At 68.4% G+C, this 25,970-nt stretch carries 25 protein-coding genes; 8 read left to right on the top strand and 17 right to left on the bottom strand.

Annotated features, from left to right (window positions below):
• The first annotated feature begins 51 nt into the window (after window positions 1-51).
• From JC881_RS28175 to JC881_RS28165, 3 genes are read left to right on the top strand one after another with little or no spacing between them, the layout of a single operon-like run.
• Window positions 52-1,380: an ABC transporter substrate-binding protein gene (locus tag JC881_RS28175; protein ID WP_198789006.1), complete on the top strand. Its 1,329-nt coding sequence runs from the start codon at window positions 52-54 to the stop codon at window positions 1,378-1,380.
• Between the two features lie 37 nt (window positions 1,381-1,417).
• On the top strand, window positions 1,418-2,326 hold the full coding sequence (locus JC881_RS28170; RefSeq protein ID WP_198789004.1) for a carbohydrate ABC transporter permease: 909 nt from the start codon (window positions 1,418-1,420) through the stop codon (window positions 2,324-2,326).
• A 10-nt stretch (window positions 2,327-2,336) separates the two neighbouring features.
• Window positions 2,337-3,212, top strand: a complete 876-nt coding sequence (locus tag JC881_RS28165; protein WP_198789003.1) for a carbohydrate ABC transporter permease — start codon at window positions 2,337-2,339, stop codon at window positions 3,210-3,212.
• A gap of 9 nt (window positions 3,213-3,221) precedes the next feature.
• Here JC881_RS28165 and JC881_RS28160 read toward each other — a convergent pair whose 3' ends face one another.
• The 6 genes from JC881_RS28160 to glyQ are packed head-to-tail and all read right to left on the bottom strand — an operon-like array spanning window position 3,222 to window position 8,984.
• Window positions 3,222-4,196, bottom strand: coding sequence for a M48 family metallopeptidase (locus tag JC881_RS28160; RefSeq protein WP_233102093.1), 975 nt, complete (start codon window positions 4,194-4,196; stop codon window positions 3,222-3,224).
• Window positions 4,197-4,221: 25 nt separating this feature from the next.
• Window positions 4,222-4,956 (bottom strand): lysophospholipid acyltransferase family protein, encoded by a 735-nt coding sequence (locus tag JC881_RS28155; RefSeq protein WP_198789001.1) that lies wholly within the window; start codon window positions 4,954-4,956, stop codon window positions 4,222-4,224.
• Window positions 4,956-5,534: a D-glycero-beta-D-manno-heptose 1,7-bisphosphate 7-phosphatase gene (gene gmhB / locus JC881_RS28150; RefSeq protein WP_198788999.1), complete on the bottom strand. Its 579-nt coding sequence runs from the start codon at window positions 5,532-5,534 to the stop codon at window positions 4,956-4,958. Before gmhB ends, JC881_RS28155 begins: the two co-directional genes overlap by 1 nt.
• Complete coding sequence (locus JC881_RS28145) at window positions 5,531-5,896, bottom strand: hypothetical protein (protein WP_198788997.1); 366 nt, start codon at window positions 5,894-5,896, stop codon at window positions 5,531-5,533. Before JC881_RS28145 ends, gmhB begins: the two co-directional genes overlap by 4 nt.
• A gap of 25 nt (window positions 5,897-5,921) precedes the next feature.
• Window positions 5,922-8,057 carry a glycine--tRNA ligase subunit beta gene (glyS, locus tag JC881_RS28140; RefSeq protein ID WP_198789068.1) on the bottom strand — a complete coding sequence of 712 codons (2,136 nt, stop codon included), beginning with the start codon at window positions 8,055-8,057 and terminating at the stop codon, window positions 5,922-5,924.
• 18 nt (window positions 8,058-8,075) lie between these two features.
• Window positions 8,076-8,984: a glycine--tRNA ligase subunit alpha gene (gene glyQ / locus JC881_RS28135; RefSeq protein WP_093442160.1), complete on the bottom strand. Its 909-nt coding sequence runs from the start codon at window positions 8,982-8,984 to the stop codon at window positions 8,076-8,078.
• A 214-nt stretch (window positions 8,985-9,198) separates the two neighbouring features.
• Between glyQ and JC881_RS28130 the strand changes: the two genes are divergently transcribed.
• The 3 genes from JC881_RS28130 to JC881_RS28120 are packed head-to-tail and all read left to right on the top strand — an operon-like array spanning window position 9,199 to window position 11,833.
• On the top strand, window positions 9,199-10,167 hold the full coding sequence (locus JC881_RS28130; RefSeq protein ID WP_198788996.1) for a diacylglycerol/lipid kinase family protein: 969 nt from the start codon (window positions 9,199-9,201) through the stop codon (window positions 10,165-10,167).
• Complete coding sequence (locus JC881_RS28125) at window positions 10,164-10,991, top strand: metallophosphoesterase family protein (protein ID WP_198788994.1); 828 nt, start codon at window positions 10,164-10,166, stop codon at window positions 10,989-10,991. The genes JC881_RS28130 and JC881_RS28125 overlap by 4 nt, the downstream gene beginning before the upstream one ends.
• An 11-nt stretch (window positions 10,992-11,002) precedes the next feature.
• Window positions 11,003-11,833, top strand: a complete 831-nt coding sequence (locus JC881_RS28120; protein WP_198788992.1) for a phosphatase PAP2 family protein — start codon at window positions 11,003-11,005, stop codon at window positions 11,831-11,833.
• Between the two features lie 7 nt (window positions 11,834-11,840).
• Here JC881_RS28120 and JC881_RS28115 read toward each other — a convergent pair whose 3' ends face one another.
• Window positions 11,841-12,911, bottom strand: a complete 1,071-nt coding sequence (locus JC881_RS28115; protein WP_198788991.1) for an asparaginase — start codon at window positions 12,909-12,911, stop codon at window positions 11,841-11,843.
• Window positions 12,912-13,097: 186 nt separating this feature from the next.
• On the opposite strand from JC881_RS28115, the gene JC881_RS28110 reads away from it, so the two are divergent.
• Window positions 13,098-13,781 (top strand): TetR family transcriptional regulator C-terminal domain-containing protein, encoded by a 684-nt coding sequence (locus JC881_RS28110; protein WP_233102092.1) that lies wholly within the window; start codon window positions 13,098-13,100, stop codon window positions 13,779-13,781.
• Here the strand turns inward: JC881_RS28110 and JC881_RS28105 are convergent.
• Window positions 13,765-14,709, bottom strand: coding sequence for a LysR family transcriptional regulator (locus JC881_RS28105; protein ID WP_198788989.1), 945 nt, complete (start codon window positions 14,707-14,709; stop codon window positions 13,765-13,767). The genes JC881_RS28110 and JC881_RS28105 overlap by 17 nt on opposite strands.
• Window positions 14,710-14,822: 113 nt before the next feature.
• On the opposite strand from JC881_RS28105, the gene JC881_RS28100 reads away from it, so the two are divergent.
• Window positions 14,823-16,049: an MFS transporter gene (locus tag JC881_RS28100; RefSeq protein WP_198788987.1), complete on the top strand. Its 1,227-nt coding sequence runs from the start codon at window positions 14,823-14,825 to the stop codon at window positions 16,047-16,049.
• Between the two features lie 10 nt (window positions 16,050-16,059).
• Here JC881_RS28100 and JC881_RS28095 read toward each other — a convergent pair whose 3' ends face one another.
• The 9 genes from JC881_RS28095 to JC881_RS28055 form a co-directional block, all read right to left on the bottom strand.
• Window positions 16,060-17,841, bottom strand: a complete 1,782-nt coding sequence (locus JC881_RS28095) for a tannase/feruloyl esterase family alpha/beta hydrolase (RefSeq protein WP_198788985.1) — start codon at window positions 17,839-17,841, stop codon at window positions 16,060-16,062.
• Between the two features lie 171 nt (window positions 17,842-18,012).
• Window positions 18,013-18,918 (bottom strand): SDR family NAD(P)-dependent oxidoreductase, encoded by a 906-nt coding sequence (locus tag JC881_RS28090; RefSeq protein ID WP_198788983.1) that lies wholly within the window; start codon window positions 18,916-18,918, stop codon window positions 18,013-18,015.
• A 43-nt stretch (window positions 18,919-18,961) separates the two neighbouring features.
• Window positions 18,962-19,909 carry a 3-keto-5-aminohexanoate cleavage protein gene (locus JC881_RS28085; protein ID WP_198788982.1) on the bottom strand — a complete coding sequence of 316 codons (948 nt, stop codon included), beginning with the start codon at window positions 19,907-19,909 and terminating at the stop codon, window positions 18,962-18,964.
• A 41-nt stretch (window positions 19,910-19,950) separates the two neighbouring features.
• Window positions 19,951-20,673, bottom strand: a complete 723-nt coding sequence (locus JC881_RS28080; RefSeq protein WP_198788980.1) for an ABC transporter ATP-binding protein — start codon at window positions 20,671-20,673, stop codon at window positions 19,951-19,953.
• Entirely contained in the window at window positions 20,670-21,425 is a 756-nt protein-coding gene (locus JC881_RS28075; protein ID WP_198788978.1) for an ABC transporter ATP-binding protein, read from the bottom strand. The genes JC881_RS28080 and JC881_RS28075 overlap by 4 nt, the downstream gene beginning before the upstream one ends.
• Window positions 21,422-22,666: a branched-chain amino acid ABC transporter permease gene (locus JC881_RS28070; RefSeq protein ID WP_198788976.1), complete on the bottom strand. Its 1,245-nt coding sequence runs from the start codon at window positions 22,664-22,666 to the stop codon at window positions 21,422-21,424. Before JC881_RS28070 ends, JC881_RS28075 begins: the two co-directional genes overlap by 4 nt.
• A gap of 4 nt (window positions 22,667-22,670) precedes the next feature.
• Complete coding sequence (locus tag JC881_RS28065; protein WP_198788975.1) at window positions 22,671-23,612, bottom strand: branched-chain amino acid ABC transporter permease; 942 nt, start codon at window positions 23,610-23,612, stop codon at window positions 22,671-22,673.
• 81 nt (window positions 23,613-23,693) lie between these two features.
• The gene (locus JC881_RS28060) at window positions 23,694-24,947 is read right to left on the bottom strand and encodes a branched-chain amino acid ABC transporter substrate-binding protein (RefSeq protein WP_198788974.1); all 1,254 of its coding nucleotides are present in this window, start codon (window positions 24,945-24,947) and stop codon (window positions 23,694-23,696) included.
• Between the two features lie 62 nt (window positions 24,948-25,009).
• The gene (locus JC881_RS28055) at window positions 25,010-25,801 is read right to left on the bottom strand and encodes an SDR family oxidoreductase (protein WP_198788973.1); all 792 of its coding nucleotides are present in this window, start codon (window positions 25,799-25,801) and stop codon (window positions 25,010-25,012) included.
• Window positions 25,802-25,970: the final 169 nt, after the last annotated feature.

Raw genomic sequence — 25,970 nt, 5'->3', positions numbered from 1 at the left:
TTCGCTTTGTCTTTGGTTCGCACCGTTCCGTTTACAACGAAGGAGACAGTCATGAGTGATTTCAATCGCCGCAAGTTTCTCGAGAGTTCGGCCGGCGTTGCCGCCGCCGCGACTGTCGGCACGGGCAGCGCCCTCTTCGCACCTTTCGCGCAGGCGCAGAACCTGACGTTCAAGCCCGAGAAGGGCGCCAAGCTGCGCGTGCTGCGATGGAGCCGCTTCGTGCAGGGCGACATCGACGCCTACATGGCCAACGTCAAGAAGTTCACCGAGGCCACGGGCGTGGAAGTGCGCGTGGACAACGAAGGCTGGGAAGACGTGCGCCCGAAGGCCGCGGTGGCGGCCAACACGGGCGCCGGCCCCGACATCATTTTGTCGACCAACGACGACGCCAACCTCTACCCCGACAAGCTGCTCGACGTGACGGACCTGGCCGAGTACCTCGGCAAGAAATACGGCGGCTGGTACCCGGCCGGCGAGGCCTTCATGCGCCCCGACGGCAAGAAGTGGCTGGGCCTGCCGCTGGGCGCCTCGGGCTCGCTCATCGTGTACCGCGAGAGCATGGTCAAGGCCGCGGGCTTCGCGACCTTCCCCAAGACCACCGACGACTTCCTCAAGCTCTACAAGGCGCTCAAGGAAAAGGGCACGCCCGGCGGCATGGCGCTGGGCAACGCGACCGGCGACAGCACCTGGTGCAACTGGCTCATCTGGTCGCACGGCGGCAAGCTGGTCGACAAGACCAACAAGGTGGTGATCGACAGCCCCGAGACGCTCAAGGCGCTGGAGTACGGCAAGGAGCTCTACGCCAACTTCATTCCGGGCACGCTCTCGTGGCTGGACCCGAACAACAACAAGGCCTTCCTGGACGGCCAGATCAGCGTCACCAACAACGGCATCTCGGTCTACTACGCGGCCAAGAATTCGGCCGACCCGAAGGTCAAGGAAATGGCCGCGGACATCAACCACGCGGTGTTCCCCATCGGCCCGGTGGGCGTGCCCACGGAGTCGCACCTGTTCTTCAACCAGATGGTCATGAAGTACACGAAATTCCCGCAGGCGGCCAAGGAGTTCCTGCGCTTCATGATGGAGAAGGAGCAGTTCGACCCGTGGCTGCAAGGCGGCGGCGGCTACGTGGCGCAGCCCCTGCGCTTCTACGAGAACAGCGCGATCTGGACCTCGGACCCGAAGAACATGCCCTACCGCGACTCGGTGAAGAACCTGCGCCCGGGCGGCTACGACGGCAAGCTGGGCTACGCATCGGCGGGCGCGGCGGCGGACTTCATCATTCCGAACATGGTGGCCGAGGCGGCCAGCGGATCGAAGACGCCCAAGGAAGCGGCCGAGCGCGCGCAGAAGCGTGCCGAGCGCTACTACAAGGTCTGACCAAGTCTGATCCCTTTCCCTCCAAGCCGCCCATCCCATGACACTTTTGGCCAGGTTCCAGAACAGCCGCAACGCCCTCGGCATCGCGTTCATGCTTCCGGCGGCGGTGCTGCTGTTGCTGTTCCTGACCTACCCGCTCGGGCTGGGCACCTACCTGGGCTTCACCGACGCCAAGGTGGGCCGCGCGGGCCAGTGGATCGGCCTGGAGAACTACGAGTACCTGTGGGGCGATGCCGTGACGAGGCTGGCCCTCTTCAACACGCTCTTCTACACGGCGGTGGCGAGCGTGCTGAAGTTCTTCCTGGGCCTGTGGCTCGCGATATTGTTGAACCGGAACATCCGCTTCAAGACTTTCTTTCGCGCGGTGATCCTGCTGCCGTACATCGTGCCCACCGCGCTCTCGGCCATCGCGTTCTGGTGGATCTACGACTCGCAGTTCTCCATCATCAGCTGGGCGCTGATGCGGATGGGCCTGATCGACCAGTACATCGACTTCCTCGGCTCGCCATGGAATGCGCGCATCGCGGTGATCATCGCGAACGTGTGGCGCGGCGTGCCCTTCGTGGCGATCACGCTGCTGGCGGGCCTGCAGACGATTTCGCCTTCTTACTACGAAGCCTCCGCCATCGACGGCGCGACGCCCTGGCAGCAGTTCCGCCACGTGACGATGCCGCTGCTCACGCCGATCATCGCAGTGGTCATGACCTTCTCGGTGCTGTTCACCTTCACCGACTTCCAGCTGATCTACGTCATCACCCGCGGCGGCCCGCTCAATGCGACGCACCTGATGGCCACGCTGTCGTTCCAGCGCGCGATCTCGGGCGGTGCGCTCGGCGAAGGCGCGGCCATTGCCATCGCGATGGTGCCGTTCCTGCTGGCCTGCGTGATGTTCAGCTTCTTCGGCCTGCAGCGGCGCGCGTGGCAGCAGGGCGGCGCAGACAAATGAGGACTTACAGATGAGCAATGCCGGCCAGGTCGACACCGTCGGCATGAGCTACCTCGACACGATCCCGCGCAAGGCGGTGACCGTGTACCTGCCGCTCGTGGTCTTTCTGATCGTGCTGCTGTTCCCGTTCTACTGGATGGCCATCACCTCGGTGAAGCCCGATGCCGAGCTGCTCTCGCGCGAGGGCAATCCGTTCTGGGTGATCAACCCGACGCTCTCGCATTTCTACAAGCTGCTGTTCGAGACCTCGTACCCGCAGTGGCTGTGGAACACGGTGCTGGTGTCGGTGGTGTCCACCTTCGTGTCGCTCGCGGCCTCGGTGTTCGCGGCGTATGCGATCGAGCGGCTGCGCTTCAGGGGCTCCAAGCACGTGGGCCTCTCGATCTTTCTCGCGTACATGGTGCCGCCGTCGATCCTGTTCATTCCGCTGGCGAACGTGGTCTTCAACCTCGGCCTCTTCGACACGCGCTGGGCGCTGATCCTCACGTACCCGACCTTCCTCATTCCCTTCTGCACGTGGCTCTTGATGGGCTACTTCCGCTCGATCCCGGCCGAGCTCGAGGAATGCGCGCTCATCGACGGCGCGAGCCGCTGGCAGATCCTCGTGAAGATCGTGCTGCCGCTGGCGGTGCCCGGGCTCATCTCGGCCGGCATCTTCGCGTTCACGCTGTCGTGGAACGAGTTCATCTATGCGCTCACCTTCATCTCGTCGTCGGAGGTGAAGACGCTGCCGGTCGGCGTGGTGACCGAGTTGGTGCAGGGCGACGTGTACCAGTGGGGGCCGCTCATGGCCGGCGCGCTGCTCGGCTCGCTGCCGGTGGCGTTCATCTACTCGTTCTTCGTCGAGTACTACGTCTCGGGGATGACCGGATCGGTCAAAGAGTAACGCCGGGCTTCAGTTCCAGCGCGGAACGGCTTCGTCCTTGAGCTGCTGGCGCAGCACGTCGTAGTCGGGCACCACGCTCTCGACGGTTTCCCAGAAGCGGTGCGAATGGTCCATCACGCGCAGGTGGGCCAGCTCGTGCGCCACCACGTAGTCGATCACCGGCAGGCGGAAATGAATGAGCCGCCAGTTCAGCCGCAGCGACCCATCGGCGCTCGCGCTGCCCCAGCGCGTGGCCGCATTCGACAGCGACAGCTTCTGCCAGCGCACGCCCAGGAGCGGCGCGAAATGATCGAGCCGCTCGATGAAGAGCTTGCGCGCCTGCCGCATGAGCCAGGCCTGCGCGGCATCGCGGATCTGCGAGGGCTCGGCGTTCTGCGCGACGGCCAGCCGCAGGATGCGCGGACCGCCCGCAGCCTCGGCCTCGTCGAGCGTGCCGCCGACGCTGGCAAAGCCATGCTTCGGATCGAGCCGGATCACGACCGGCTCGCCCATGAACGGAAATTCGGCGCCGTCCTTCCACTCGATGCGCGTCGCCTCGACGCGCGCGTGGCGCTGCTGCGTTTCCTGGAGCTTGCGCAAGATCCAGTCGGCCTTCTCGCGCACGGCGGCATCGACATCGCGCAGCGCGACCCAGCGCGGCGCGCGCACCGACAGCCCCTCGGCACCGACGAGAAAGCCGATGGTCTTGCGCTTGCCGCGCTTGAATTCGTAAGCCACGCGTGCCGAGCCCAGCACAAGCTCGCGCGTGGCCTGCGGATGGATGAAGCTCGCGAGCGTCAGCGTGTCGCGCAGCGGAATCGCGGGCAGCGCCGGACCGGTGTTCCTTGCCGCTTCCGGTTCCGGCACCACGAAGGGCAACGGCGTCGCGACGGGCGGCGCAGCCTTGCGGACTTTCTTCGGCCGCGGCGCGGGCGGCTCGGGCTTTGCGAACTCGCTGCCCAGCCCCTCGAACAGGTCCATCGTGAACTGCAGCAGCCCCTGCATCTGGCGTTCCTTCTGTTCCTTCCGGCTAGCGGTACGCCTCGGGGTCGAGCCGGTGCATCTCCGCCTCGATCCACGCTTCGACTTCGCGCATCAGCTCGTCGGGCTTGCGGCCGACGCTGGAAATCGCCGGCCCGATCGACACGTCGACCACGCCCGGGCGCTTGATGAACGCCTTGCGCGGCCAGACCTTGGCCGAGGTGACGGCAATCGGAATCACCGGCACGCCGGTCTCGCAGGCCAGGCGCGTGCCGCCGCTCTTGTAGGTGCCCTTCTGGCCGCGCGGAATGCGCGTGCCTTCGGGGAACATGATGATCCAGATGCCCTGCGCAAGGAGCTTGCGGCCCTGGTTCACCACCTTGTTGAAGGCCTGCGCGCGCTGGCTGCGGTCGATGTGGATCATGTCCAGCCGCGCCATCGCCCAGCCGAAGAAGGGCACGTAGATCAGTTCCTTCTTGAACACGAAGGCCAGCGGATGCGGCATCAGCGTGGGCATGAGGAAGGTCTCCAGCGTGGACTGGTGCTTGACCAGCAGTACCGCGCCGGCGAGCTGGTCGGTCGGCAGGTTCTCCATGCCGGTCACGCGCGTCTGGATGCCCAGCAGCACGCGCGCCCCGCCGATGGCCCAGCTGAGCCATTGCTCGGCCATCCAGTAGAGCGGAATGCCGCGCTTCCAGATCGAACTGACGCACATGATGATGCCCCACGGCACCACGGTGACAAGCATCCAGAGTGCGTGGACAACGGAACGGAAAAACGCCATCAGACAGCTACCTGCAGTGCAGCCCGCGCTTCGCGCACGAGCAGGAAATCGACAAAGGCGGCGAGGTTCTCGTGAACCATCGTGTTCGCCGGATATTCGGAGGGCAGCGGATCCACGCCGATGCACGCCGCGCCCATGCCCGTGAGCAGAAGGTGCGGCTCGCAGCCGGCGGCCGCGCCCGCCTGCAGGTCGCGCAGGCTGTCGCCCGCGGTCGGCACGCCCTTCAGATCGATGCCGTAGCGGTCGCCGATCTGCAGGAACAGGCCCGACTTGGGCTTGCGGCAGTCGCACCCCTCGTCGGGGCTGTGCGGGCAATAGAACACCGCATCCACCTTGCCGCCCACGGCCGCGAGCATCTTGTGCATCTTGGCGTGCATGGCGTTGAGCGAAGCCATGTCGAAGAGCCCGCGGCCCAGGCCCGACTGGTTCGAGGCGATCACCACGTGCCACCCCGCATGGTTCAGCCGCGCCACGGCTTCGAGCGCACCGGGCAACGGCGTCCACTCGATGTCGCTCTTGACGAAGTCTTCGCGGTGCACGTTGATCGTGCCGTTGCGGTCGAGGATGACGAGTTTCATGGAGTCCTTCCCGTGCTTGAGGAACGACGTTCGCCAGGTTGTACGGCACCTAGTCCCGCTGCAAGCCGAAGTTCGTCGCGCTCTTCCTGCGTGATGAGGATGCCGGCAGGGGACACACTGCGCAACACAACCGCATGGTCATCTGCACTGCATGTAGCCGCTTCGATGGCATCCACACCAGCCGCGAGCATGGTGCGCCACTCGGCCCAATGAGAGTCAGAGCGCGTCTCGCCGGATTGCATTTGCCACCGTTCCAGCGTCGCCGAGAGATCGACGATTCGAGTGGGATCGGCACGCAGTCGCTCTACAGCGAGGCAATGCGCCCGAAGCGAAAAATCGTCGATTTGCAACTGCCGGTTCATGGTGCGAAGTGCCGATTGCTGGAGTTCAGACAGCCAGCCGCTCGAGCTGCGCCACGCGGTTCATCGCGGCGTGCAGCGACATCAGGAGGCCCAGCCGGTTGAGCCGCAGGTCGGCCTGCTCGGCGTTGACCATCACGCCGTCGAAGAAGGCATCGACCGGCTCGCGCAGCGCGGCCAGCGTCTGCAGCGAGGCGGTGTAGTCGCCGGCTTCGAACTGGGCGTTGGCGGCGGGCACGACCTCGGCCATGGCGGCGTGGAGCGCCTTCTCGGCGGGCTCCTGCAGCAGCAGCGCGCTCACGTGCGCGTCGGCCTCGGGGGCCTTCTTCAAGATGTTGCCGATGCGCTTGTTGGCCGCGGCCAGCGCGGCGGCGGCGGGCAGAGCGGCGAAGGCGCGCACGGCGGCCAGCAGCTTGGGCACTTCGCCCAGGCGCTGCGGCAGCGGGGCCAGCACGGCGTCGACTTCCTGCGCGCTCGCGCCCTGCTCGCGCAGGCTCCCGGCGAGGCGATCGAGGATGAAGTCGCGCAGCTCGACCGTGGCCTTGCTGCTGTCGAAACCGGCGATGTCCTTGAACTGCGCGGCGGCGTCCTGCAACAGGGCGTCGAGCCCCAGCGCGAGGTCTTTCTCGATCAGCATGCGGATCACGCCCAGCGCATGGCGGCGCAGCGCGAACGGGTCGCGGTCGCCGGTGGGCAGGTTGCCGATGCCGAACATGCCCACGAGCGTCTCGAGCTTGTCGGCCAGCGCGACCACGAGGCCCACGTTGTTGCGCGGCAGCTCGTCGCCGGCAAAGCGTGGCTTGTAGTGGTCTTCGATCGCATCGGCCACAGCAGCGTCCAGGCCGTCGTGCAGCGCGTAGTAGCGGCCCATGGTGCCCTGCAGCTCGGGGAACTCGCCGACCATGTCGGTCACGAGATCGGCCTTGGCCAGTTGGGCGGCCTGCGTGGCCTGTGCGGCGACCTTCACATCGCCGAGCTTCTCTGCAATGCCGCGCGCGATGTGCATCACGCGCTGCACGCGTTCGCCCTGCGTGCCCAGCTTGTTGTGATAGACCACCTTGCCCAGCGACTCGACGCGCGAGGCCAGCGATTTCTTGCGGTCCTGGTCGAAGAAGAACTTGGCGTCGGCCAGGCGCGGGCGCACCACGCGCTCGTTGCCTTCGATGACCGCGCTCGCGTCGTCGGGGCTGATGTTGCTGACGACCAGGAATTTGTTCGTGAGCCTGGCTTGCGCATCGAGCAGCGGAAAGTACTTCTGGTTGGCCTTCATCGTGAGGATGAGGCATTCCTGCGGCACTTCGAGGAACTCGCGCTCGAAGCTGCAGACCAGCACGTTGGGGCGCTCGACCAGCGCCGTGACTTCATCGAGCAGCGCGTCGTCGTGGATCGGCACCGAGCCGCCGCCGACTTTCACTGCCGCGGCCGCGAGCTGCCGCGCGATTTCGGCGCGGCGGGCCTCGAAGCTCGCGATGACGGCGCCGTCGTCCTGCAGCTGCAGCGCGTAGCTGTTGGCATCGCGCAGCACGACCGGATCGACCGCCGCCTCGAAGCGATGGCCGTGCGTCTCGCGGCCGGCCTTCAGGCCCAGCGCCTCGATCGGCACCACGGTGTCGCCATGCAGCGCCACGAGGCCGTGCGCGGGGCGCACGAAGCTCACGCTGCTCCAGCCCGACAGTTCGCAGCCGCTCTCGAGCTGGTAGCTCATCACCTTGGGGATCGGCAGCTTGGCGATGGCTTCGGCCAGCGCTTTCTGCAGGCCCTCGGCCAGCGTCGCGCCCTTGGCGGTGCTTTCGTAGAAGAGCGCTTCGGCCTTGCCGTCCATCGCGCGCTTCAGGCCCGGCACGGCCGAGGCATCGGCACCGAGCGCGCCCAGGCGCTTGAGCAGCGCGGGCGTCGGCTGGCCCGAGGCATCGAGCCCCACGGCCACGGGCATGAGCTTTTGCGACACGGCCTTGTCGGCGGCGCCTTCGGCCACGTGAGTGAGGTGCGCGGCCAGGCGGCGCGGCGAGGCGTACGCGGTGAGCACCGAGCCGGCTTCGGCCAGGCCTTGCGCCACGAGCTGGTCGCGCAGCACGCCCGCGAAGGCGTCGCCGAGCTTCTTCAATGCCTTGGGCGGCAGCTCTTCGACGAAGAGTTCGACCAAGAGGGAGTTCTTGTTGTTCATGGGAGTCGTCGTCATCGCTCAGGCGGCTTTCTTCGGGGGCATCTGCGCAACCCATTCGCGCGGCGCCATCGGGAAGCCCAGGCGCTCGCGGCTGTCGTAGTAGCTCTGCGCCACGCTGCGCGCGAGGTTGCGGATGCGGCCGATGTAGGCCGCGCGCTCGGTCACGCTGATCGCGCCGCGCGCATCGAGCAGATTGAAACTATGCGCAGCCTTGAGCACCTGCTCGTAGGCCGGCAGCGCGAGCTGCTCGGTCATGAGGTGCTTGGCCTGCTTCTCGTGCGCGTTGAAGGCGGTGAAGAGGAACTCGGCGTCGCTGTGCTCGAAGTTGTAGGTCGACTGTTCGACCTCGTTCTGCTTGTAGACGTCGCCGTAGGTGAGGCCATCGGTCCACGTGAGGTTGTAGACGTTGTCCACGCCCTGCAGGTACATCGCGAGGCGTTCGAGGCCGTAAGTGATCTCGCCGGTGATCGGCTTGCAGTCGATGCCGCCGACCTGCTGGAAGTAGGTGAACTGGGTCACCTCCATGCCGTTGAGCCAGACTTCCCAGCCCAGGCCCCAGGCGCCGAGCGTGGGGTTCTCCCAGTCGTCTTCCACGAAGCGGATGTCGTTTTTCTTCAGGTCGAAGCCCAGGGCTTCCAGCGAACCGAGATAGAGCTCCAGGATGTTCGAGGGTGCCGGCTTCAGCACGACCTGGTACTGGTAGTAGTGCTGCAGGCGGTTGGGGTTCTCGCCGTAGCGGCCGTCCTTGGGGCGGCGGCTGGGCTGCACGTAGGCGGCTTTCCAGGGCTCGGGGCCCAGGGCCCTCAGGAAGGTGGCGGTGTGCGAGGTGCCCGCGCCCACCTCCATGTCGTACGGTTGCAGCAGCGCGCAGCCCTTGTCGGCCCAGTACGACTGCAGTTTGAGAATGATTTGCTGGAAGGTCAACATGAAGCTGGCCGGCACGGGCCGGACATTTGGACGGTAGCGCGGCGATGCGCCGCGAAAGCGGACGATTTTACGGGCGGAGGGCAACTCTCCCACAGCCGGCCGGGATGCCGGCCGCTCCCGCCGTCCGGCCGGACGTGCGACAACCACCGGCCGGCCGCACGCGGCAGCCCCTCACACAGCCCTTTCAGGGCCCGTCTTTCCCCGCCCCACAGACATGCAACCGCCCCACATCGGTCCGAACACTCCGTTTTTCATCGTGCTCAACGCCGGCTCCGGCAGCGAGAGCGCCGCCGAGGCCCGTCGGGTCATCGAGGAAGGCTTTGCCGCGGCCGGCCGCAAGCACCGCATCTTCCTGGTCGACGGCCCGGGCCGGCTGCAGGCGCTGGCGCGCGAAGCCGTCGAGCGCGCCCGCACCGTCGGCGGCGTGGTGGTGGCCGCGGGCGGCGACGGCACCATCAACGCGGTCGCGCAGGCCACGCTGGGCAGCGGCTGCGCCTTCGGCGTGCTGCCGCAGGGCACCTTCAACTATTTCAGCCGCACCCACGGCATTCCGCGCGACACGGCAGAAGCGATGCAGGTGCTGCTGACCGAGGCGCCGCGCGCCGTGCAGGTGGGGCTGGTCAACGACCGGGTGTTCCTGGTGAACGCCAGCATGGGCCTGTACGCCGAGCTGCTGGAAGAGCGCGAGACCTACAAGGCGCGCTACGGCCGCAGCCGCTGGATCGCATTCTTCGCGGGTCTCCTCACGGTGATGCGCGGGCGCCACCGGCACTGGAACCTGCGCATGGCCTGGCGCGGGCAGGAAAAGGACATCCGCACGCCGACCCTTTTCGTGGGCAACAACCCGCTGCAGCTCTTGCAGGTGGGCATCGAGCATGCCGATGCGCCCGAGCAGGGGCAGCTCGCGGCCATCGCGCTCAAGCCGGTCGGCGTGCTGGCCATGCCGGGGCTGCTGGTGCACGGCGCGATGGGCAAGCTCGGGCGCGCCGACCAGGTGCTGAGCTTTCCCTTCGAATCGATGACGGTCAAGGCCGGCCGCCTGCGGGCGCCCCGCCGCGTGAAGGTGGCGACCGACGGCGAGATCGCCTGGACCGACATGCCGCTGCTGTTCCGCGTGTCGCCCGAGCCGCTGTGGCTGGTGCGGCCCGACGTCGCGCCCGAGCTGGAGGCGGCCAAGCAATGAGCCCTTGCCTGCTGCAGATCTCCGATCCGCACTTCGGCACCGAACGGCCCGAGGTGCTGCGGGCGCTCGAGCGGTTTGCACAGGCGCTCGCGCCGCAGGTGGTGGTGATGTCGGGCGACATCACGCAGCGCGCCACGCGCGTGCAGTTCGCGGCGGCGCGCGCTTTCGTCGAGCGGCTCGCGGCGCCCGCCACGCTCGTCATTCCGGGGAACCACGACATTCCGCTGTACCAGCTCGCGGCGCGCTGCTTCTCGCCCTACGGCCGGTACATGGAAGCCTTCGGCGACGACCTGGAGCCGGTGTTCGAGTCCGACGAGTGGCTGGTCGTCACGGTCAACACGACGCGCTGGTACCGGCACGAAGACGGCGTGGTGTCGCCCGCGCAGGTCGAGCGGGTCGCCGGGCGCCTCGCGGCCGCATCGCCCTCGCAGCTGCGCGTGGTGGTGACGCACCAGCCGGTGATGGTCACGCGGCAGGAGGACATGTCCAACCGCCTGCACGGGCGCGAGCGGGCGGTGGCGCGCTGGTCCGAAGCGGGCGTGGACCTGATCCTGGGCGGGCACATCCACCTGCCCTACGTGCGCTCGCTGCACGATGCGTTCTCGGGCTGCAAGCGCACCGCCTTCGCCGTGCAGGCGGGCACGGCGGTGTCGCGCCGCGTGCGCGCGGGCTTTGCGAATTCGGTGAACGTGGTGCGCCTGGACATGGCCGGCGGCGCGCGCGCGTGCCGCGTGGAACGCTGGGACTACGCCGCCGCCGACAAAGCCTTCGTGTGCGCCAAAGTATTCCCGCTTTCGCTTGCCAGCAGCGCGACGCCCCCTTAGGGTGCAGCCGCATGCCGTTGGAAGCTTCCCCTCTCGCACCCCCGCTCGTTCTCCTTGCCCAGCACCTGGGCGCCCATGCGCTCGGCTGGTTTGTCTCGATCTGGACCGTGTCGGTGCTCGGCGCCGGCGCCCTTTGCTGGACGCTGCAGCGCCGCCACTTCAAGGCGCTCGATGCCGACGAGCCCAGCGAGCCGCGCATCGCCGCCGGGCTCGCGGCAGGGTTCCTGCTGATCCTGGCGGCGGCAAGCGTGTTCGCGTGGATTGCGTCGAATCTTTCCGACGGTCATTCGATGGGCCGGGCCGACCAGGCGCTGGCCGACGCCATCGGCACCCACGTGCCGTGGGCCGCGCTCGTCGCCTTCAGCTGGCTCACCCACCTGGGCGACTTCGCCTTTCTCGCGCCGGTGTGCGTGGTGATCGCCGCGGTGCTGTGGCGCAAGGCGCACCGGGGCCTGGCGCTCGGCTGGGTGATGGCGCTTGGCGGCATCGTGGTGCTGAATCCGGCGCTCAAGCACATCTTCGAGCGGGCGCGGCCGGTGCACGACCACGGCCTCGCGTTCGAGACGAGCTACAGCTTCCCGAGCGGACACAGCGCGGGCGCGATCGTGAGTTACGGAATGCTGTTGTACCTGGCGCTGCGCACGCTGCCGGCGCGCTGGCATGTGCCGGCGGCGATGGCCGCCGTGGGCGCCATCCTGACCATCGCGTGCAGCCGCATCTTCCTGCAGGTGCACTTCGCGAGCGATGTGGCGGCAGGCCTCTTGACCGGCTTCGCCTGGCTGCTCGTGTGCGTGAGCAGCCTGGAATACGCGCGGCACCGCAAGCGCCGCACCGCGCGCTGACCTGGGATCAGTACTCCCAGAAGATGCGTTGCAGCTCTTTGGTGTTGTTGGTCTTCGTGAGAGCCACCATCGCCAGGATGCGCGCCTTCTGCGGACGCAGGTCGTGCGCCACCACCCAGTCGTACTTGTCATCGGGCTGCTCTGCGTTGCGGATCACGAAGCCGTCGGGCACGCGCGAGCTGCGGATCACGATCACGCCGTCGGTGCGCGCCTTCTGCAGGTTGGGCACGATCCGGTCGGCCACCGAGCCGTTGCCCGTGCCGCCGTGGACGAGCGCCTTGGCGCCGCTCTTGGCGATCGCGTCGATGGCCACCGACGACACGCCTTCGTAGCCCATGGCGATTTCAACCGGCGGCAGCGCGTTGATGCTGTCGATGTCGAATTCGGAATTCATGGTGTGACGCTTGACCGGCGCGCGGAACCAGTAGTTCTTGCCCTCCACGATCATGCCGAGCGGGCCCCATTGGCTGGAGAACGCGCTGGTCTTGATGTTGACGTTCTTGCTCACGTCGCGGCCGCTGTCGATGTTGTCGCCCATCGTCACCAGCACGCCCTTGCCCACGGCGTCCTTGCTGCCCGCCACGTTCACCGCGTCGTACAGGTTGAGCGCGCCGTCGGCCGAGAGGGCCGTGCCGGGACGCATCGAGCCGACCACCACGATCGGCTTGTTGGTGTGCACCGTCAGCGTCAGGAAGTAGGCGGTTTCTTCCAGCGTGTCGGTGCCGTGGGTGATGACGATGCCATCGACGTCCGACTGCTTGGAGAGCGCCGAGACGCGCTTGGCCAGCGTCAAGAGGTTGTCGTTGGTGAGGCTTTCCGATGCGACCTGGAACACCTGCTCGCCGCGCACGTTGGCGACCTTGGCGAGCTCGGGCAGGCCGGCGATGAGCTTGTCCACGCCGACCTTGGCGGCCGCGTAGGTGGCGCTGTTGACGGCCGAGGCGCCGGCGCCGGCGATGGTGCCGCCGGTGGCGAGGATCACCACGTTCGGCAGCGCTTGCTGGGCCTGCGCAAGGGCACTGGCGGCCAGCAGGGCGGCGCCCGCGGCGAAGGCCCTGAAACGGGGAGAGAGGTACATGGAAGACTCCTTGGTCTGAGGTGAATGTCTGGAAGCGGCGAGGAAGATACATGAACCGTGCCCGCATGCGCCCTGCGGCCATGCCGGCACTGCATGCGGCCATGCCTTGCGGCACGGCGGGCGGCCATGCACCATGGGATTACCATCGGCCGGGCGCCCCGCCGCCGCCCTCCCAGCTGACCCCGCATGACCTCCGACACCGCCGCCCTGCCCCCCGCCACCGCCCAGGAAATGCCCGCCCCCGACGGCCCGCTGTCGCGCGCACGCCCGGGGCGCGAGCGCATCATGGCCGCCATCCGCACCGCGGCGGTGGCCGAGTTCAGCCTGCATGGCCTGAAGGGCACCTCGACGCAGGCCATCGCCGCGCGCGCCGGCCTCACCAAACCCCAGCTGCACTACTACATCGCCGGCAAGGAAGAGCTCTACGAAGAGCTGCTCATGCAGGTGCTGCACGCCTGGAAGGTGGTGTTCTCGTTCGAGGACGCGAGCGATCCGGCCACGGTGCTGGGCGACTACATCCGCAAGAAGCTGGACCATGCCATCGACAGCCCCGAGATGTCGCGCATCTTCACCCGCGAGATCCTGGACGGCGGCCGCAACCTGGACCGCTACTGGCCCAACGCCCGCGCGTGGACGCAGAAGAAGGTGGACATCATCAACGGCTGGATCGCGCGCGGGCAGATGCGCCCGCTCGATGCGCGCATCCTCCTCATGCACATCTGGGCCATGACCCAGAGCTACGCCGACTATGCGATCCAGACGCGCGTGATGCTGGGCCTGCCGCCCGATGCGCCCATCGACCGCGAACCCATCGCGCGCGAGCTGGTGGCGTTCGTGCTGGGCGGCTGCGGCATCAAGCCGACGCCCTGACCTCCCAGGCGCGGCCCGTCGGGTCGGCCATCGCCAGGCGCACCACCTCGATGAAGCGGCGCAGCCGCGCGGGCTGGAAGCGCGCGGGCGAATAGGTCAGGTACACGGGCAGCGGCGCCGCATGCCATTGCGGCACCAGCTGCACCAGCCGGCCTGCGGCGATGTCGTCGTTCATGAGCCAGGCCGAGCCGATGCAGGCGCCCAGCCCCATCACCGCGGCGCTGTGCAGCGCATAGAGGCTGTCGGTGCTCATGCGCGGGCGGATCGGCACCCGCGCGAGCTCACCGCTCGGCCGGTGCGTGAGCTGCACCTCGTTGCGATAGAAGGTGCGCAGCGCGATCCAGGGCAGCCCGGCCAGTTCCGACGCATGCGTGGGGGGCTTGCGGCCTTCCAGCACCGACGGCGCGGCGACCACCACGCGAGGCACCTCCGAGAGCTTGATGGCCACGGCCATGGTGTCGGTCACCTCGCCGACCTGGATCGCGCAATCGACACCCTCGGCGATGAAGTCGGGCCGCCGGTCGTGCAGCAGCCATTCGACGGCCACCCGCGGATAGGCGCGCAGGTACTCGGCGAGCGGCCCGACCAGCAGCCGCTGCCCCAGCGCATGCGGCGCCACCACGCGCAGCGTGCCCTCGGGCTCGTCGCCCACGCCGCGCAGGTCCGCCTCGAAGGCGCGCCAGTTGGCGATCAGTTCCTTGGCGCGCTCGTAGCAGCGCTCGCCGTCTTCGGTGAGCTTCATGGCGTGCGTGGAGCGGCGCAAGAGCCGCACGCCGAGGGAGCGCTCCAGCGCCTGCAGCCGGCGGCTCACGGTGGGCTGCGTCGCGCCCATCCGCAACGCGGCGGCCGAGAGGCTGCCAGCCTCCACGATGTGGACGAAGGTCTGCATCAGCTCGATGCGGTCGGTGGCGGGGGGTGAAATCGGCATCTCTTCGCTCTTTATGCGCATCGCGCATAGACATTGTGCAACCCGCAGGGCTACCAAGTACATCCCAAGAGGAGCACATTCCACCCCTAGCCAGAAAACCAAGGGTTATCACCATGTCTTCCATTCAAGCACTGCATGCCCACCCCGGCGTCGCACCGGACGGCCAAGCGCTGCCGGCTTCACTGGTGCTGCTGCTGGCCACCGCCGCGGGCCTGTCGGTGGCGTCGCTCTACTACGCACAGCCGACGCTCGGCGTGCTGGGCGCCGACATCGGCGCCTCCACCCGCGCGGTCGGCTTCATCCCCACGCTCACGCAGCTGGGCTACGCGCTCGGCATCCTCTTGCTGGCGCCGCTGGGCGACCGCTTCGACCGCCGCCGCATCGTGCTCGTCAAGGCGGCCGCGCTCTGCGCCGCGCTGCTGGTGGCCGGCGCCGCGCCGTCGATCGGCGTGCTGCTCGCAGCCAGCCTGGCCATTGGCCTCGCGGCCACGATGGCGCAGGACATCGTGCCCGCCGCCGCCACGCTGGCGCCCGAAGCCTCGCGCGGCAAGACCGTCGGCACGGTGATGACGGGGCTGCTGCTGGGCATCCTCCTGTCGCGGGTGGTGAGCGGGTTCGTGGCCGAGCATTTCGGCTGGCGCGCGATGTTCATCGCGGCGGCGGCCAGCATCGCGCTCATCGGCGCGGCCGCCTGGCGCGGGCTGCCGCGCTTCCGGCCGACCACGCACCTGGCCTACGGCGCGCTGCTCGGTTCGCTGGGCACGCTGTGGTCGCGCCACGGCGCGCTGCGCCGCGCGGCATTGGCGCAGGCGCTGCTCGCGGTGGGCTTCAGCGCGTTCTGGTCGACGCTGGCGGTGATGCTGCACGGCGCGCCCTTCCACCTGGGGAGCGCCGCGGCCGGCGCCTTCGGGCTGGCCGGTGCGGCGGGCGCGCTCGCGGCGCCGCTGGCCGGGCGCCTGGCCGACCGGCGCGGGCCGCAACTGGTGACGCGCCTGGGCGCCGGCCTGGCCGTGGTGTCGTTCGCCGCCATGGGCCTCGCGCCGCTGATGCTGCCGCACGCGCAGCTCTGGCTGCTGGCGATCGCGGCCGTCGGCTTCGACCTCGGCCTGCAGGCCACGCTGATCGCGCACCAGACCATCGTCTACGGTATCGAGCCAGGCGCGCGCAGCCGGCTGAACGCGGTGCTGTTCACCAGCATGTTCATCGGCATGGCGGCCGGCTCGGCGCTGGGCGCGCTGGCGCTCGCGCAGTGGGGCTGGGCCGGCGTGACGTGGCTCGCGACCGGCACGGCGGCAGCCGCTCTGGTGGTGCGCCTCTGGCCCGCGCCCCGCAAGCCCTGAGCGGACGCCCTCAGTCCGCGCAGCGGAACGACGCCGCGAGGTTGACGTCCCCCGCCCCCTTGTACGCCGGCCACTTCGGGTAATCGCACAGCGGCCGGGTGCGGCCGGGCACGCCGGCCGTGTCGGTCGTCACCTGCCCCGTGGGCGCGGTGTCCTTCTCGGCCCATTGCTCCAGCGCCGTGAGCGAATCCCACGTCGCGTTGAAGACGCTGCTCACCGCGTGGCCCAGGCCCTCGACCTCGTAGTAGCGCACGAACGAGTCGACTTCCGCGAGCCCCAGCCGCGACTGCAGCCGCTGGTAGTACTGCTCCGTGGCGCGCGTGCTCACCAGCACGTCGGCCAGGCCGTGGGCCAGCAGCAGCTTGCCGCCGCGCGCCTTGAACGCGGAGATGTCGGTGCTGACGTCCAGCTGCGTGCTCAGCGCGCTGATGCGATTGGCCCACGGGCCCGCGTTCTCCGGATCGAGCGAGAGCGAGTCGTACAGCGGATCGCGCGTCACCGAGTACTTGATCCACTGGTCGGTGAGCACGCTGACGTAGGGCGCGGTCGCGGGCATCGGGCGCCCCGGCTGCGAGGTGCCGAACGCGAGGAACGTCACCACGGGCTCCAGCGGCGACGTCCAGGTGGTGATGCCCAGGTCCGCGCCCCACACGTTGTAGCCGGGGTACTGCGTCTCCCCGCTCGCGAGCAGGTAGTTGAAGTTGGTCGGCGTATCGATGGTCTTCAGTGCCGTGATCTGCGCATCCGAGAGGCACGTGTTGCCCGTGTCGGTGCCGCCCGGGCAGCGCACCGCGACGCCCGCGAGCGTGGCGGTCGACGGATCGAAGCGCGCGTTGCACAGGTTCTGGTTGCTGATGAGGCCGTCGGTGGCGCCATCGAGCGCGTCGCAGGCTTCCATCGCGGCCTTGAACAGCACCTCGCGCTTCGCGACGTTGGGATAAGCGCCCGGCTGCGCGAGCGCGCGGCTCATGCGGTGCCCGGCCAGGAGCGCCGACGCGTCGTTCCACGCGGGGTACCACGCGATCGCGCCGTCCCAGTCCGCGGGCCAGCGCTGGATGGCCGTGAGCGCCTCGCGCCCGCCGGTCGAGCCGCCCGCGAAATACGCCTTCACCGGGCTGGCCGCGTAGCGCGCCTTCACCAGCGAGAGCGCGACGTCGTGCACCTTCTTGAGCACGTCGCCGCCGAAGTTGCGCACGGCCTCGTCGTTCAGGCCGAACGAGCCGTCCTGCGAGCCGAGCGCGCTGGCCTGGTGGCCCGAGTCGCTCGCGAAGGTGGCGTAGCCGCGGCCGAGCGGCGTCGGCTGGTCGACGGGGCCGTTGGGCACGTTGCTCTTGACGCCCGGAATGGTGCCGTTGAACCCGCCACCGCCGAACATGACGACCTTCTGGTTCCAGCGCGTGGGCAACGCCAGCTGGAAGAGGATGTTGGGCGCCGTGATGTCGACCGGCGCGATCTTGCCCGCGACTTCGCAGTACTCGGGCACGGCGGCGGCGCCACTGCCGCTCGCGGCCACGGTCTTCACCGACGTCACGGTGGCGCCGGAGGTCGGCAGGCCGATCGCCGATGCGGCGACGGTCATGCCCTGCAGCTGGTCGCAGGTGAGCGCCACGGGTTGCGAAGGCGGCGGCGGCGCTGCCGGGGGCGGCGCGGCGGGCGGTGGTGCGGCCGGGGGCAGGGCCACGAACGGGAAGCCCCCGCCGCCACTGCCGCCACCGCCGCAGCCGGCGAGCATGGCGGTCGCTGCGAGGCAGGCCGCGGCCACGAGGGCCAGGTCTCGATTACTGGATTTCATTGGGTCTGTCTCCGATGTCGTTGCAGGTTGCTTGCGCGGCCTTCTTGCGAGGCCCGACAAAGTCTCGCGCGCGACCCTCTCGAATCCAATGTGCGAACCCGACACCGCGGGGGCGAATCCGATGTGGTGCCCCCATGCAGTGAAAACCCTCGCCGCGCGGCGGCGTGCGCTCTATGCGCCGGGCAGCGCCATCTCGATGCCGGCCTTGGACAGTTCGAGCTGGTACTGCTCGAACCCCGTGCCGGGCACGCGCTCGTCCTGGCGGTCCAGGATCTCTTCCATGCGCGAACGGATCTGCGCCACCGGGTCTTCCGCGTCGCCGATGAAGATGCCCTGCGTCATCGTGACGTTGGCGCTCTCGAAGCTGCCGGCACCCGCGAGAAGGATGGTGCGCGTCGGCGCGTCCTCGCCCACCAGCGCGACGAGCCCCGGGCTCACGTTGGCCGGCGCGAGCCGGGCCAGCGCCTCCGGCGGCAGCACGCCTTCGGTCATGGCCGTCGCGGCCGTCGGTGCGAGGCAGTTGACGCGGATGTTCTGCCTGGCGCCCTCCAGCGCCAGCGTCTGCATGAGGCCCACGAGCGCCATCTTCGCGGCGCCGTAGTTGGACTGGCCGAAGTTGCCGTATAGGCCCGAGGAGGACGTCGTCATCACGATGCGCCCGTACCGGCGCTCGCGCATGTGCTCCCACACGGCCTTCACGCAGTTGACGGCGCCCATCAGGTGCACGTCCATCACCAGCCGGAAATCGTCGAGCGACATCTTGGAGAAAGTCTTGTCGCGCAGCACGCCCGCGTTGTTCACGAGGATGTCGATGCGGCCCCATTCGCCGATGGCGCGCGCCACCATCTGCTCCATCTGCGCGAAGTCGGTGACGTTGCCACCGTCGGCGATGGCAAGGCCGCCGGCCCGCACGATCTCGTCGGCGACCGCGCGCCCCGGCGAGCCTTCGTGCCGGCCCGCCACGTCGTTGACCACCACGCGCGCGCCGTGCCGCGCGAGCGCCATCGCATGCGCCTTGCCCAGGCCGCTGCCGGCCCCCGTGACGATGGCCACGCGGCCTTCCAAGAACTTGTTCATTGCTACTCCTGATTGATATGAATGGCTTGCCTGGGCCGGACGTTCAGAACGCGACCGCGTCCCGGCCCTTCAGCCCCAGCATCGCGCGCGCCTCGTCGGGCGTGGCGATCTCGAGCGACAGCTCTTCGAGAATCCGGCGGATCTTTCGCACCTGCTCGGCGCACGACTTCGCGAGCTGGCCCTTGGCCAGATAGAGGCTGTCTTCCAGGCCCACGCGCACGTTGCCGCCCATCACCGCGCCCATCGTCAGGAGCGGCATCTGGTGCCGGCCCGCGCCGAGGATCGAGAAGCGGTAGCCGTCGCGCCCGAAGAGCCGGTCGGCCGTGGTGCGCATCACCACGAGGTTCTCCGGGTCCGGCCCGAGGCCGCCCAGGATGCCGTAGATGCTCTGGATGAAGAGCGGCCCCTTGATGAGCCCTTCGTCCACGAAGTGCGCGAGGTTGTAGAGGTGCCCCACGTCGTAGCACTCGAACTCGAAGCGCGTGCCGCAGTCCTCGCCCAGCACCTTCAGGATGTGCTTGATGTCGCGGAAGGTGTTGCGAAAGATCAGGTCCTCCATGCCTTCGACGTAGGGCTTCTCCCACTCGTGCTTCCACTCGGCGATGCGCCGCGCGGCCGGGTGGATCGAGAAGTTCATCGAGCCCATGTTCAGCGAGCACATCTCGGGCTTGGCCTGCAGCGGATAGGCCAGGCGCTCCTCCAGCGTCATGCGCGTGCTGCCGCCGGTGGTGATGTTGATGACCGCGTCGGTGGCGTCGCGGATGCGCGGCACGAAGGCATCGAAGATCTTCGGATCGGCCGAGGGCCGGCCGTCCTTCGGGTCGCGCGCATGCAGGTGCAGGATGGCGGCGCCCGCCTCCGCCGCTTCGATGGCCTGCTCGGCGATCTGGTCGGGCGTGAGCGCCAGGTGCTCGGACATCGTCGGCGTGTGGACCGAGCCGGTGACCGCGCAGGAAATGATGACCTTGTCTTGGGTGGTTGTGGTTGCCATGTCGGGACTCGCAGCGGTGAATGAGAAAAAAGGGAGAAGGGTCAGACCGCGAGCCACTCGGCCACGAGCTTCTCGTTGGCCGCCAGTTCCTGCGGCGTGCCCTCGAAGACGATGCGCCCGTGCCCCATCACGCACACGCGCGTGGAGACCTTCAGCGCAATGGCCAGCTTCTGCTCGACCAGCACGACCGAGACGCCCTTTCGGTGCATGTCGCGGATGCACTCGGCCACCTGCGCGACGATCTTGGGCGCGAGGCCCTCGGTGGGCTCGTCGATCAGCAGCACCAGCGGATTGCCCAAGAGCGAGCGGCACATCGTGAGCATCTGCTGCTCGCCGCCGGACATGCTGCCGGCCTTGGTGTTGCGGCGCTCCTTCAGGCGCGGGAAGTAGTCGAACATTTCCTCGATGCGCCAGCGGTGCGCGCCGGCGACCGGCGTCTGCTCGCCCATGCGCAGGTTCTCGTCGACGGTGAGGTTGGCGAACACCTCGCGCTCCTCGGGCACGTAGCCGATGCCCGCGCGGCAGATCGCGTAGGGCCGCGCGCCCGCGAGCTCGCGGCCTTGCAGCCGGATGCGGCCGGAGGTCGGCGTGACCAGTCCCATGACCGCCTTCATGGTGGTCGAGCGCCCCGAGCCGTTGCGGCCCAGGAGGCTCACGACTTCGTTGCGCGCCACCTGCAGGTTCACGCCGTGCAGGATGTGGCTCTTGCCGTAGTGCGCGTGCAGGTCTTGCACGTGCAGCAGCGTTTCGGTCGCGGCGCTCATGCGGCCACCTCCTCGCCCAGGTAGGCTTCCTTCACGCTCGCGTTGGCGCGGATCTCGCCGGGGGTTCCGGTCGCGATCACCTGGCCGTAGACCAGCACGCTGATGCGGTCGCTGAGCGAGAACACCACGTCCATGTCGTGCTCCACGAGCATCAGCGCGCGGCCCTTGGTCACTTCGAGGATCAGCTCGGCGGTGTAGTGCGTTTCCTCGTTCGACATGCCTGCCATCGGCTCGTCCAGCAGGATCACCTTCGGGTCGGAGGCGAGCGTCATCGCGATCTCGAGCGAGCGCTGTTCGGAGTACGCCATCTCCCCCGCGATCGCGTCCGCGCGGGCCGCGAGCCGCACCAGCTCCAGCAGCCGGTAGGTCTCCTCGCGCACGCGCCGGTCGCTGTCGATGAATTTCCAGAACGCGTACGCGAGCCCGTGCGGGCGCATCACCGCGAGCCGGACGTTCTCGAACACGCTGAGCTTCGGGAAGATGTTGGTGATCTGGAACGAGCGCGCGAGCCCCAGCCGGTTGATGGCCTGCGGCGTGCGGCCGCCGATCGAATGGCCGTCGAAATGGATCGTGCCGGCGCTCGGCGCGAGGTGGCCCGAGATCAGATGAAAGAGCGTGGACTTGCCCGCGCCGTTGGGGCCGATGAGCGCATGCCGCTCGGCGCCGTGCAGGTCGAGGTCCACGCCGCGCATGATTTCCGTCGGGCCGAACGCCTTGCGCAGGCCCCGGATGCTGAGGATGGGCTCGCTCATGCGGCACCTCCCGCGCGCTCGGTGGCGTGCCTGAGCTTTCGCTGGCCGAACCATGCGAGCAGCGCGCCTGCGCCGATCAGCAGCACGGGCACTGCCCACGTGACCACCGCGGTCGGCGACCAGGTGCGCGCGAGCAGCGTGACCGGCGGCCACGCGCCGCCTGCGGCAAGTTTCGCCATCGCGCGGTAGTCCTGCGAGAAGACGCGCTGCAGCATCTCGACCGCGAATGCGCCGCCCATGCTCAAGAGCACCGCGGCGGCGATCGACAGCAGCACGAGCGGCACCAGCTGCGCCACGCCGATGCGCTGGCGCAGGCGGCCCGTGGTGCCGATGAGGCCCGCGAGCCCCGAGGGCATGAACATCATCACGAGCACGAACAGGATGCCCTGGTAGAGCAGCCACGACTGCGTGAGGTCCGACACGGCGTAGCCGAAGAAGGTCATGAGCGCCGCGCCGAACGCGGGGCCGAGGAACACCTTCACGCCGCCGATGTAGGTGTTGAGCACGACCGCGGCCGAGAGCGCCGGATCGAACACCACGTAGTTCGCCGATTCGTTGGACACCACCTGCAGGCCGCCCGCGATGCCCGAGAACATCGCCGAGATCGCGAACACCAGCATGCCCAGGCCGTGCACGTTGTAGCCGAGGAACCGCAGCCGGTGGCTGTTTTCGCGCAGGCCATAGGCCAGCCGCCCCATCGGCGTGCGCGTGAACAGGTACAGCAGCAGCACCGACAGCAGCACCCACGCGAGCGTGAGGTAGTACACCTGCGTGGTCGATCCGAAATCCAGGCCCCACGCGGGCATGCGCATGGTGGACACGCCGGCCTCGCCGCCGAAGAGGCCCTTCAGGTGCGGCGCGAGCGAGTGCACGAGCTCGGCGATCGCGAGCGTGATCATCGCGAAGTAGGTGCCGGTGCGCTTGGTTGCGAACCAGCCCGCGATGCCGCCGAAGACCAGGCCGCACGCGGCGCCCGCGAGCGGCATCAGGGGCGTGGGCAGGAGCCCCGCGCCGCCGATGGCGTTCATCGCGTGCACCGTGCCGAACGCACCGACGCCGAAGTACGCCGCGTGCCCGAAGGACAGCATGCCGGCCTGCCCGCACAGCAGGTTGTAGGCGCTCGCGAACAGCGCGGCGATGAGCATCTGGATGGCCGCGTTCAGCAGCCCCTGCGAGAGCAGGAACGGCAGCGCGACAAGCGCCGCGACGCCTGCGAGGACGAGGAGAAGACCGGTCTTCATCGCATCACGCCTTCTCGCCCATGAGGCCGCTGGGCCGCACGAGCAGGATCAGCAGCATCAACGCGAAGGGGATGGTCGCGGACAGGCTGGAGACTTTCAGCGTCATGAGGCCGCCGACGCTCGTGGCCCATTCGCCGGCGCCGAAGAGCGCAAAGAGGTCGGCAAGGCTGCGGTCCACGCCGACCGCCAATGAGGTGACGACGCCGATCAGCAGCGATGCAAGCATCGCCCCGCCGAGCGAGCCCAGCCCGCCGACCACGACCACCACGAACACCATCACGCCCAGTTCGAGCGCCATGTTCGGGTTCGTCGTGTAGAACGCGCCGGCCACCGCGCCGGCCAGGCCCGCGAGCGCCGCGCCCACGCCGAAGACGCCCATGAACACCAGCGGTACGTTGTGGCCCAGCGCCTCCGCCATGCGCGGCTTGTAGATGGCCGAGCGCACCACGATGCCCACGCGCGTGCGCGTGAGCAGCAGGTAGATGACCACGAACATCGCGATGGCCACGCCGCCCATCAGGAGGCGGTACACCGGGTACTGCGCGCCGCCGACGGTGAAGGCCGAGACGTCGAGCGCCGCGGGAATCCGGTAGTCGACCGGGAAGTTGCCGAAGAAGAGCTTGATCGATTCGGCCACGATGAACGAGAGGCCGAAGGTCAGCAGGAGCTCATGCGCATGCCCGTGGTGGTGCACCCGCCGAAGGAAAAAGCGCTCGACCACCACGCCCACCAGCCCCACGAGAATCGGCGAGACGACCAGCGCGAGCCAGAAGCCGATCGCGCCCTGCAGCGTGTACGCGAAGTACGCGCCGAGCATGTAGAACGAGGCGTGCGCGAAGTTGAGCACGCCCATCATTCCGAAGATGAGCGTGAGCCCGGCGGACACCATGAACAGCAGGAGGCCGTAGATGACGCCGTTCATGAGGGAAACGATGGTCTGGTCCATAGGTTTTTTCGGCAGCCGAGGCTGCGCCGCGCGGGACGCTCGCGTCCCGCCGGCTAGTTGAAGTTCAGCGGGGCGCGGGGCTCAGCCGGGCCGCTTCATCGCGCAGCTGGCCTGCGCGGGCGTCGAGGCTTCCTGCGCAGAGAAGCGCTTGACCGGCTTGAAGCCCATGTCGGTGTCGTCCACCTTGAACTTCGCATCCTTGGTGACCGTGGACACCACCATCGGCAACTGCGCCTGGTGGTCCGCCGCGCGCATGCTCATGTCGCCCATCGGGGTCTTGATGGTGGTGGCCTCCAGCGCCTTGGCGAATGCGTTCACGTTGAGCGCGCCGCCTTCGGGCTTGGTGCGCTTCAATGCATCGGCCACCATGGCCATGCCGAAGACGGTCTGCGGCTCGATGAAGACGGGCACGTGGCCGGTCTTGGCCTTGTAGTCGTTCACGAAGCGTTCGCCTTCGGCACCGCCCGCTTCGGGGTTGAAGGTCTGCACCACGAAGTGCCCGACGGCCAGGTCGCCGGCGTTGGCGAGGTTGCCCGGCTGGTCGAGGTAGACCGTGCCGAAGCGCGCCTTCAGGCCCGCCGACTTCGAGGCCTTCATCAGCAGCAGCAGGTCGTTGGACCAGTTGCCCGTGAGCACCGAGTCGGCCTTGGAGGCGGCGATCTTCGCAACATAGGGCGCGAAGTCCTGCACCTTGTTCACGTCGTGCAGCGTCTTCTCGACCACCTGGTAGCCGCCCGCCGCCGCGTTGTCGGCGATGGCCTTCTCCATGTCCTGGCCCCAGGAGTAGTTCTGGTTGATCGAATAAACCTTGGTGCCCAGCGCGTTGGCCTGCTTCATGGCGCTCACGAGCGCCTTGGTGCGCACCTGCGGATCGCCGCCGAAGCGGAAGTGGTGGAAGTTGCACTTCTCGCCGGTGAGCTCTAGCGCCTCGGCACCGACGTTGAGGTAGACCATTTCCTTGCCGGGATTGCGCAGGTTGTACTTGCGGATGTCCTCGGTGATCTGCCCGCCGATGGCCGACGAGGCGCCCTGCACGATCAGCTGCACGCCGTCCGCTGCGGCGGCCTTCAGCTTGTCGGCCGCGCCCGCGGGACCGCCCTGGTTGTCGTACTCCATCAGCTGCACGGGCTCGCCGTTCCAGCCGCCCGCGGCGTTGATCTGGTCGATCGCGTAGCGAACGGCTGCGCGGTACGCCTGGCCCGACGAGGCCTGCGGACCCGAGAGCGTTTCGAGCACGCCGATCTTGACCGGCGCGGCGGATGCGGTCGATGCGGCGCCGCAGAGAAGGCCCACCGCGGGAACGAGGGCGAAGGCGAGTGCGTTGAACTTGTGCATTGATGTCTCCATGCTTTTTATGAAAGGAAATCGAGAAAAGGGGCGCGGCGGCCGCGCGGGCGCTAGAGGTATTCCATGTTCCCGTCGACGCTGATCGCCTGGCCGGTCACGTTGCGTGCCGCGGGCGAGCAGAGAAAGAGCGTCATGGCCGCCACGTCGTCCAGCGTGACCATGCGGCGCAGCGAGATCTTCCGCAGGTACTCCGCGCGCATCGCGTCCACCGACACGCCCGCGGTGGCCGCGCGCGCGCCGATCACGCTGTTCATGCGCTCGCCCTCGACCGTGCCCGGAAGGATCGCGTTCACCCGCACGCCGTGCGGGCCGAGCTCGATCGCCAGCGACTTCATGAGGCCGACGATGGCCCACTTGGTCGCGGCATACGGCGTGCGGAATGCATAGCCCAGCCGCCCCGCGACCGAGCTCATCGCGATGAGGCACGGGCTCTGCGTGGACTGCCGCAGCAGGGGCACCGCGCGCTGCGCGAAATAGAACTGGCTGTTGAGGTTCACGGACACCGTGCGCTCCCAGTCGCCGCGGTTCAGGTCCTGGATCGCGCCGGTCGGCCCCGCGATGCCGACGTTGCTCACCAGCACGTCCAGCCCGCCGAGCGCGCCCTGCACGTCGTCGAAGACGAGGTCGACGTCTTCGGGCACCGAGGCGTCGGCCATGCTCGAGGTGATCTCGGGCGCTTCGTCGGCCAGGCGGTCGAGCGCGCCGCGGTCGATGTCGCAGACATGCACGCGCGCGCCCGTCTCGCGGAATGCGCGCGCCACCGCGGCACCGATGCCGGCGCCGCCCGCGGTGACCAGGACACGCAGGCCGGGCGCGGGCCGGAGTGAATCGATGATGCTCATGGTTGTCTTGTCGTGATGTCTCGTGAACGGTGCAGCACGGCAAGTGTCCGGAAGGCGCCCGCGCAAACCTATGTGCGGCAGACACACATCCGGGCCCCGCGCGATGTGATCCATGGCGCGCGCGGCGCGCACGCGCGGGAACTAGGGCCTGGGCCCATGCCCATGCGCG

This window comes from Variovorax sp. IB41, assembly GCF_016405905.1.
Taxonomy (GTDB): Bacteria; Pseudomonadota; Gammaproteobacteria; order Burkholderiales; family Burkholderiaceae_C; genus Variovorax.
Note: the sequence above shows the minus strand (reverse complement) of the source record. Positions and strands in the feature narration are given on the sequence as shown.

What these genes read in the sequence shown, in the direction of transcription:
- JC881_RS28090 (WP_198788983.1), bottom strand. Translation starts at nt 18,918, where the DNA reads ATGAACAAGTTCTTGGAAGGCCGCGTGGCCATCGTCACGGGGGCCGGC.
- JC881_RS28115 (WP_198788991.1), bottom strand. Translation starts at nt 12,911, where the DNA reads ATGTACCTCTCTCCCCGTTTCAGGGCCTTCGCCGCGGGCGCCGCCCTG.
- JC881_RS28175 (WP_198789006.1), top strand. Translation starts at nt 52, where the DNA reads ATGAGTGATTTCAATCGCCGCAAGTTTCTCGAGAGTTCGGCCGGCGTT.
- JC881_RS28125 (WP_198788994.1), top strand. Translation starts at nt 10,164, where the DNA reads ATGAGCCCTTGCCTGCTGCAGATCTCCGATCCGCACTTCGGCACCGAA.
- JC881_RS28120 (WP_198788992.1), top strand. Translation starts at nt 11,003, where the DNA reads ATGCCGTTGGAAGCTTCCCCTCTCGCACCCCCGCTCGTTCTCCTTGCC.
- JC881_RS28095 (WP_198788985.1), bottom strand. Translation starts at nt 17,841, where the DNA reads ATGAAATCCAGTAATCGAGACCTGGCCCTCGTGGCCGCGGCCTGCCTC.
- JC881_RS28160 (WP_233102093.1), bottom strand. Translation starts at nt 4,196, where the DNA reads ATGCAGGGGCTGCTGCAGTTCACGATGGACCTGTTCGAGGGGCTGGGC.
- JC881_RS28145 (WP_198788997.1), bottom strand. Translation starts at nt 5,896, where the DNA reads ATGAACCGGCAGTTGCAAATCGACGATTTTTCGCTTCGGGCGCATTGC.
- JC881_RS28105 (WP_198788989.1), bottom strand. Translation starts at nt 14,709, where the DNA reads ATGCCGATTTCACCCCCCGCCACCGACCGCATCGAGCTGATGCAGACC.
- JC881_RS28100 (WP_198788987.1), top strand. Translation starts at nt 14,823, where the DNA reads ATGTCTTCCATTCAAGCACTGCATGCCCACCCCGGCGTCGCACCGGAC.
- JC881_RS28130 (WP_198788996.1), top strand. Translation starts at nt 9,199, where the DNA reads ATGCAACCGCCCCACATCGGTCCGAACACTCCGTTTTTCATCGTGCTC.
- gmhB (WP_198788999.1), bottom strand. Translation starts at nt 5,534, where the DNA reads ATGAAACTCGTCATCCTCGACCGCAACGGCACGATCAACGTGCACCGC.
- JC881_RS28170 (WP_198789004.1), top strand. Translation starts at nt 1,418, where the DNA reads ATGACACTTTTGGCCAGGTTCCAGAACAGCCGCAACGCCCTCGGCATC.
- JC881_RS28110 (WP_233102092.1), top strand. Translation starts at nt 13,098, where the DNA reads ATGACCTCCGACACCGCCGCCCTGCCCCCCGCCACCGCCCAGGAAATG.
- JC881_RS28055 (WP_198788973.1), bottom strand. Translation starts at nt 25,801, where the DNA reads ATGAGCATCATCGATTCACTCCGGCCCGCGCCCGGCCTGCGTGTCCTG.
- JC881_RS28165 (WP_198789003.1), top strand. Translation starts at nt 2,337, where the DNA reads ATGAGCAATGCCGGCCAGGTCGACACCGTCGGCATGAGCTACCTCGAC.
- JC881_RS28065 (WP_198788975.1), bottom strand. Translation starts at nt 23,612, where the DNA reads ATGGACCAGACCATCGTTTCCCTCATGAACGGCGTCATCTACGGCCTC.
- JC881_RS28070 (WP_198788976.1), bottom strand. Translation starts at nt 22,666, where the DNA reads ATGAAGACCGGTCTTCTCCTCGTCCTCGCAGGCGTCGCGGCGCTTGTC.
- JC881_RS28155 (WP_198789001.1), bottom strand. Translation starts at nt 4,956, where the DNA reads ATGGCGTTTTTCCGTTCCGTTGTCCACGCACTCTGGATGCTTGTCACC.
- JC881_RS28080 (WP_198788980.1), bottom strand. Translation starts at nt 20,673, where the DNA reads ATGAGCGCCGCGACCGAAACGCTGCTGCACGTGCAAGACCTGCACGCG.
- glyS (WP_198789068.1), bottom strand. Translation starts at nt 8,057, where the DNA reads ATGAACAACAAGAACTCCCTCTTGGTCGAACTCTTCGTCGAAGAGCTG.
- JC881_RS28075 (WP_198788978.1), bottom strand. Translation starts at nt 21,425, where the DNA reads ATGAGCGAGCCCATCCTCAGCATCCGGGGCCTGCGCAAGGCGTTCGGC.
- JC881_RS28085 (WP_198788982.1), bottom strand. Translation starts at nt 19,909, where the DNA reads ATGGCAACCACAACCACCCAAGACAAGGTCATCATTTCCTGCGCGGTC.
- JC881_RS28060 (WP_198788974.1), bottom strand. Translation starts at nt 24,947, where the DNA reads ATGCACAAGTTCAACGCACTCGCCTTCGCCCTCGTTCCCGCGGTGGGC.
- glyQ (WP_093442160.1), bottom strand. Translation starts at nt 8,984, where the DNA reads ATGTTGACCTTCCAGCAAATCATTCTCAAACTGCAGTCGTACTGGGCC.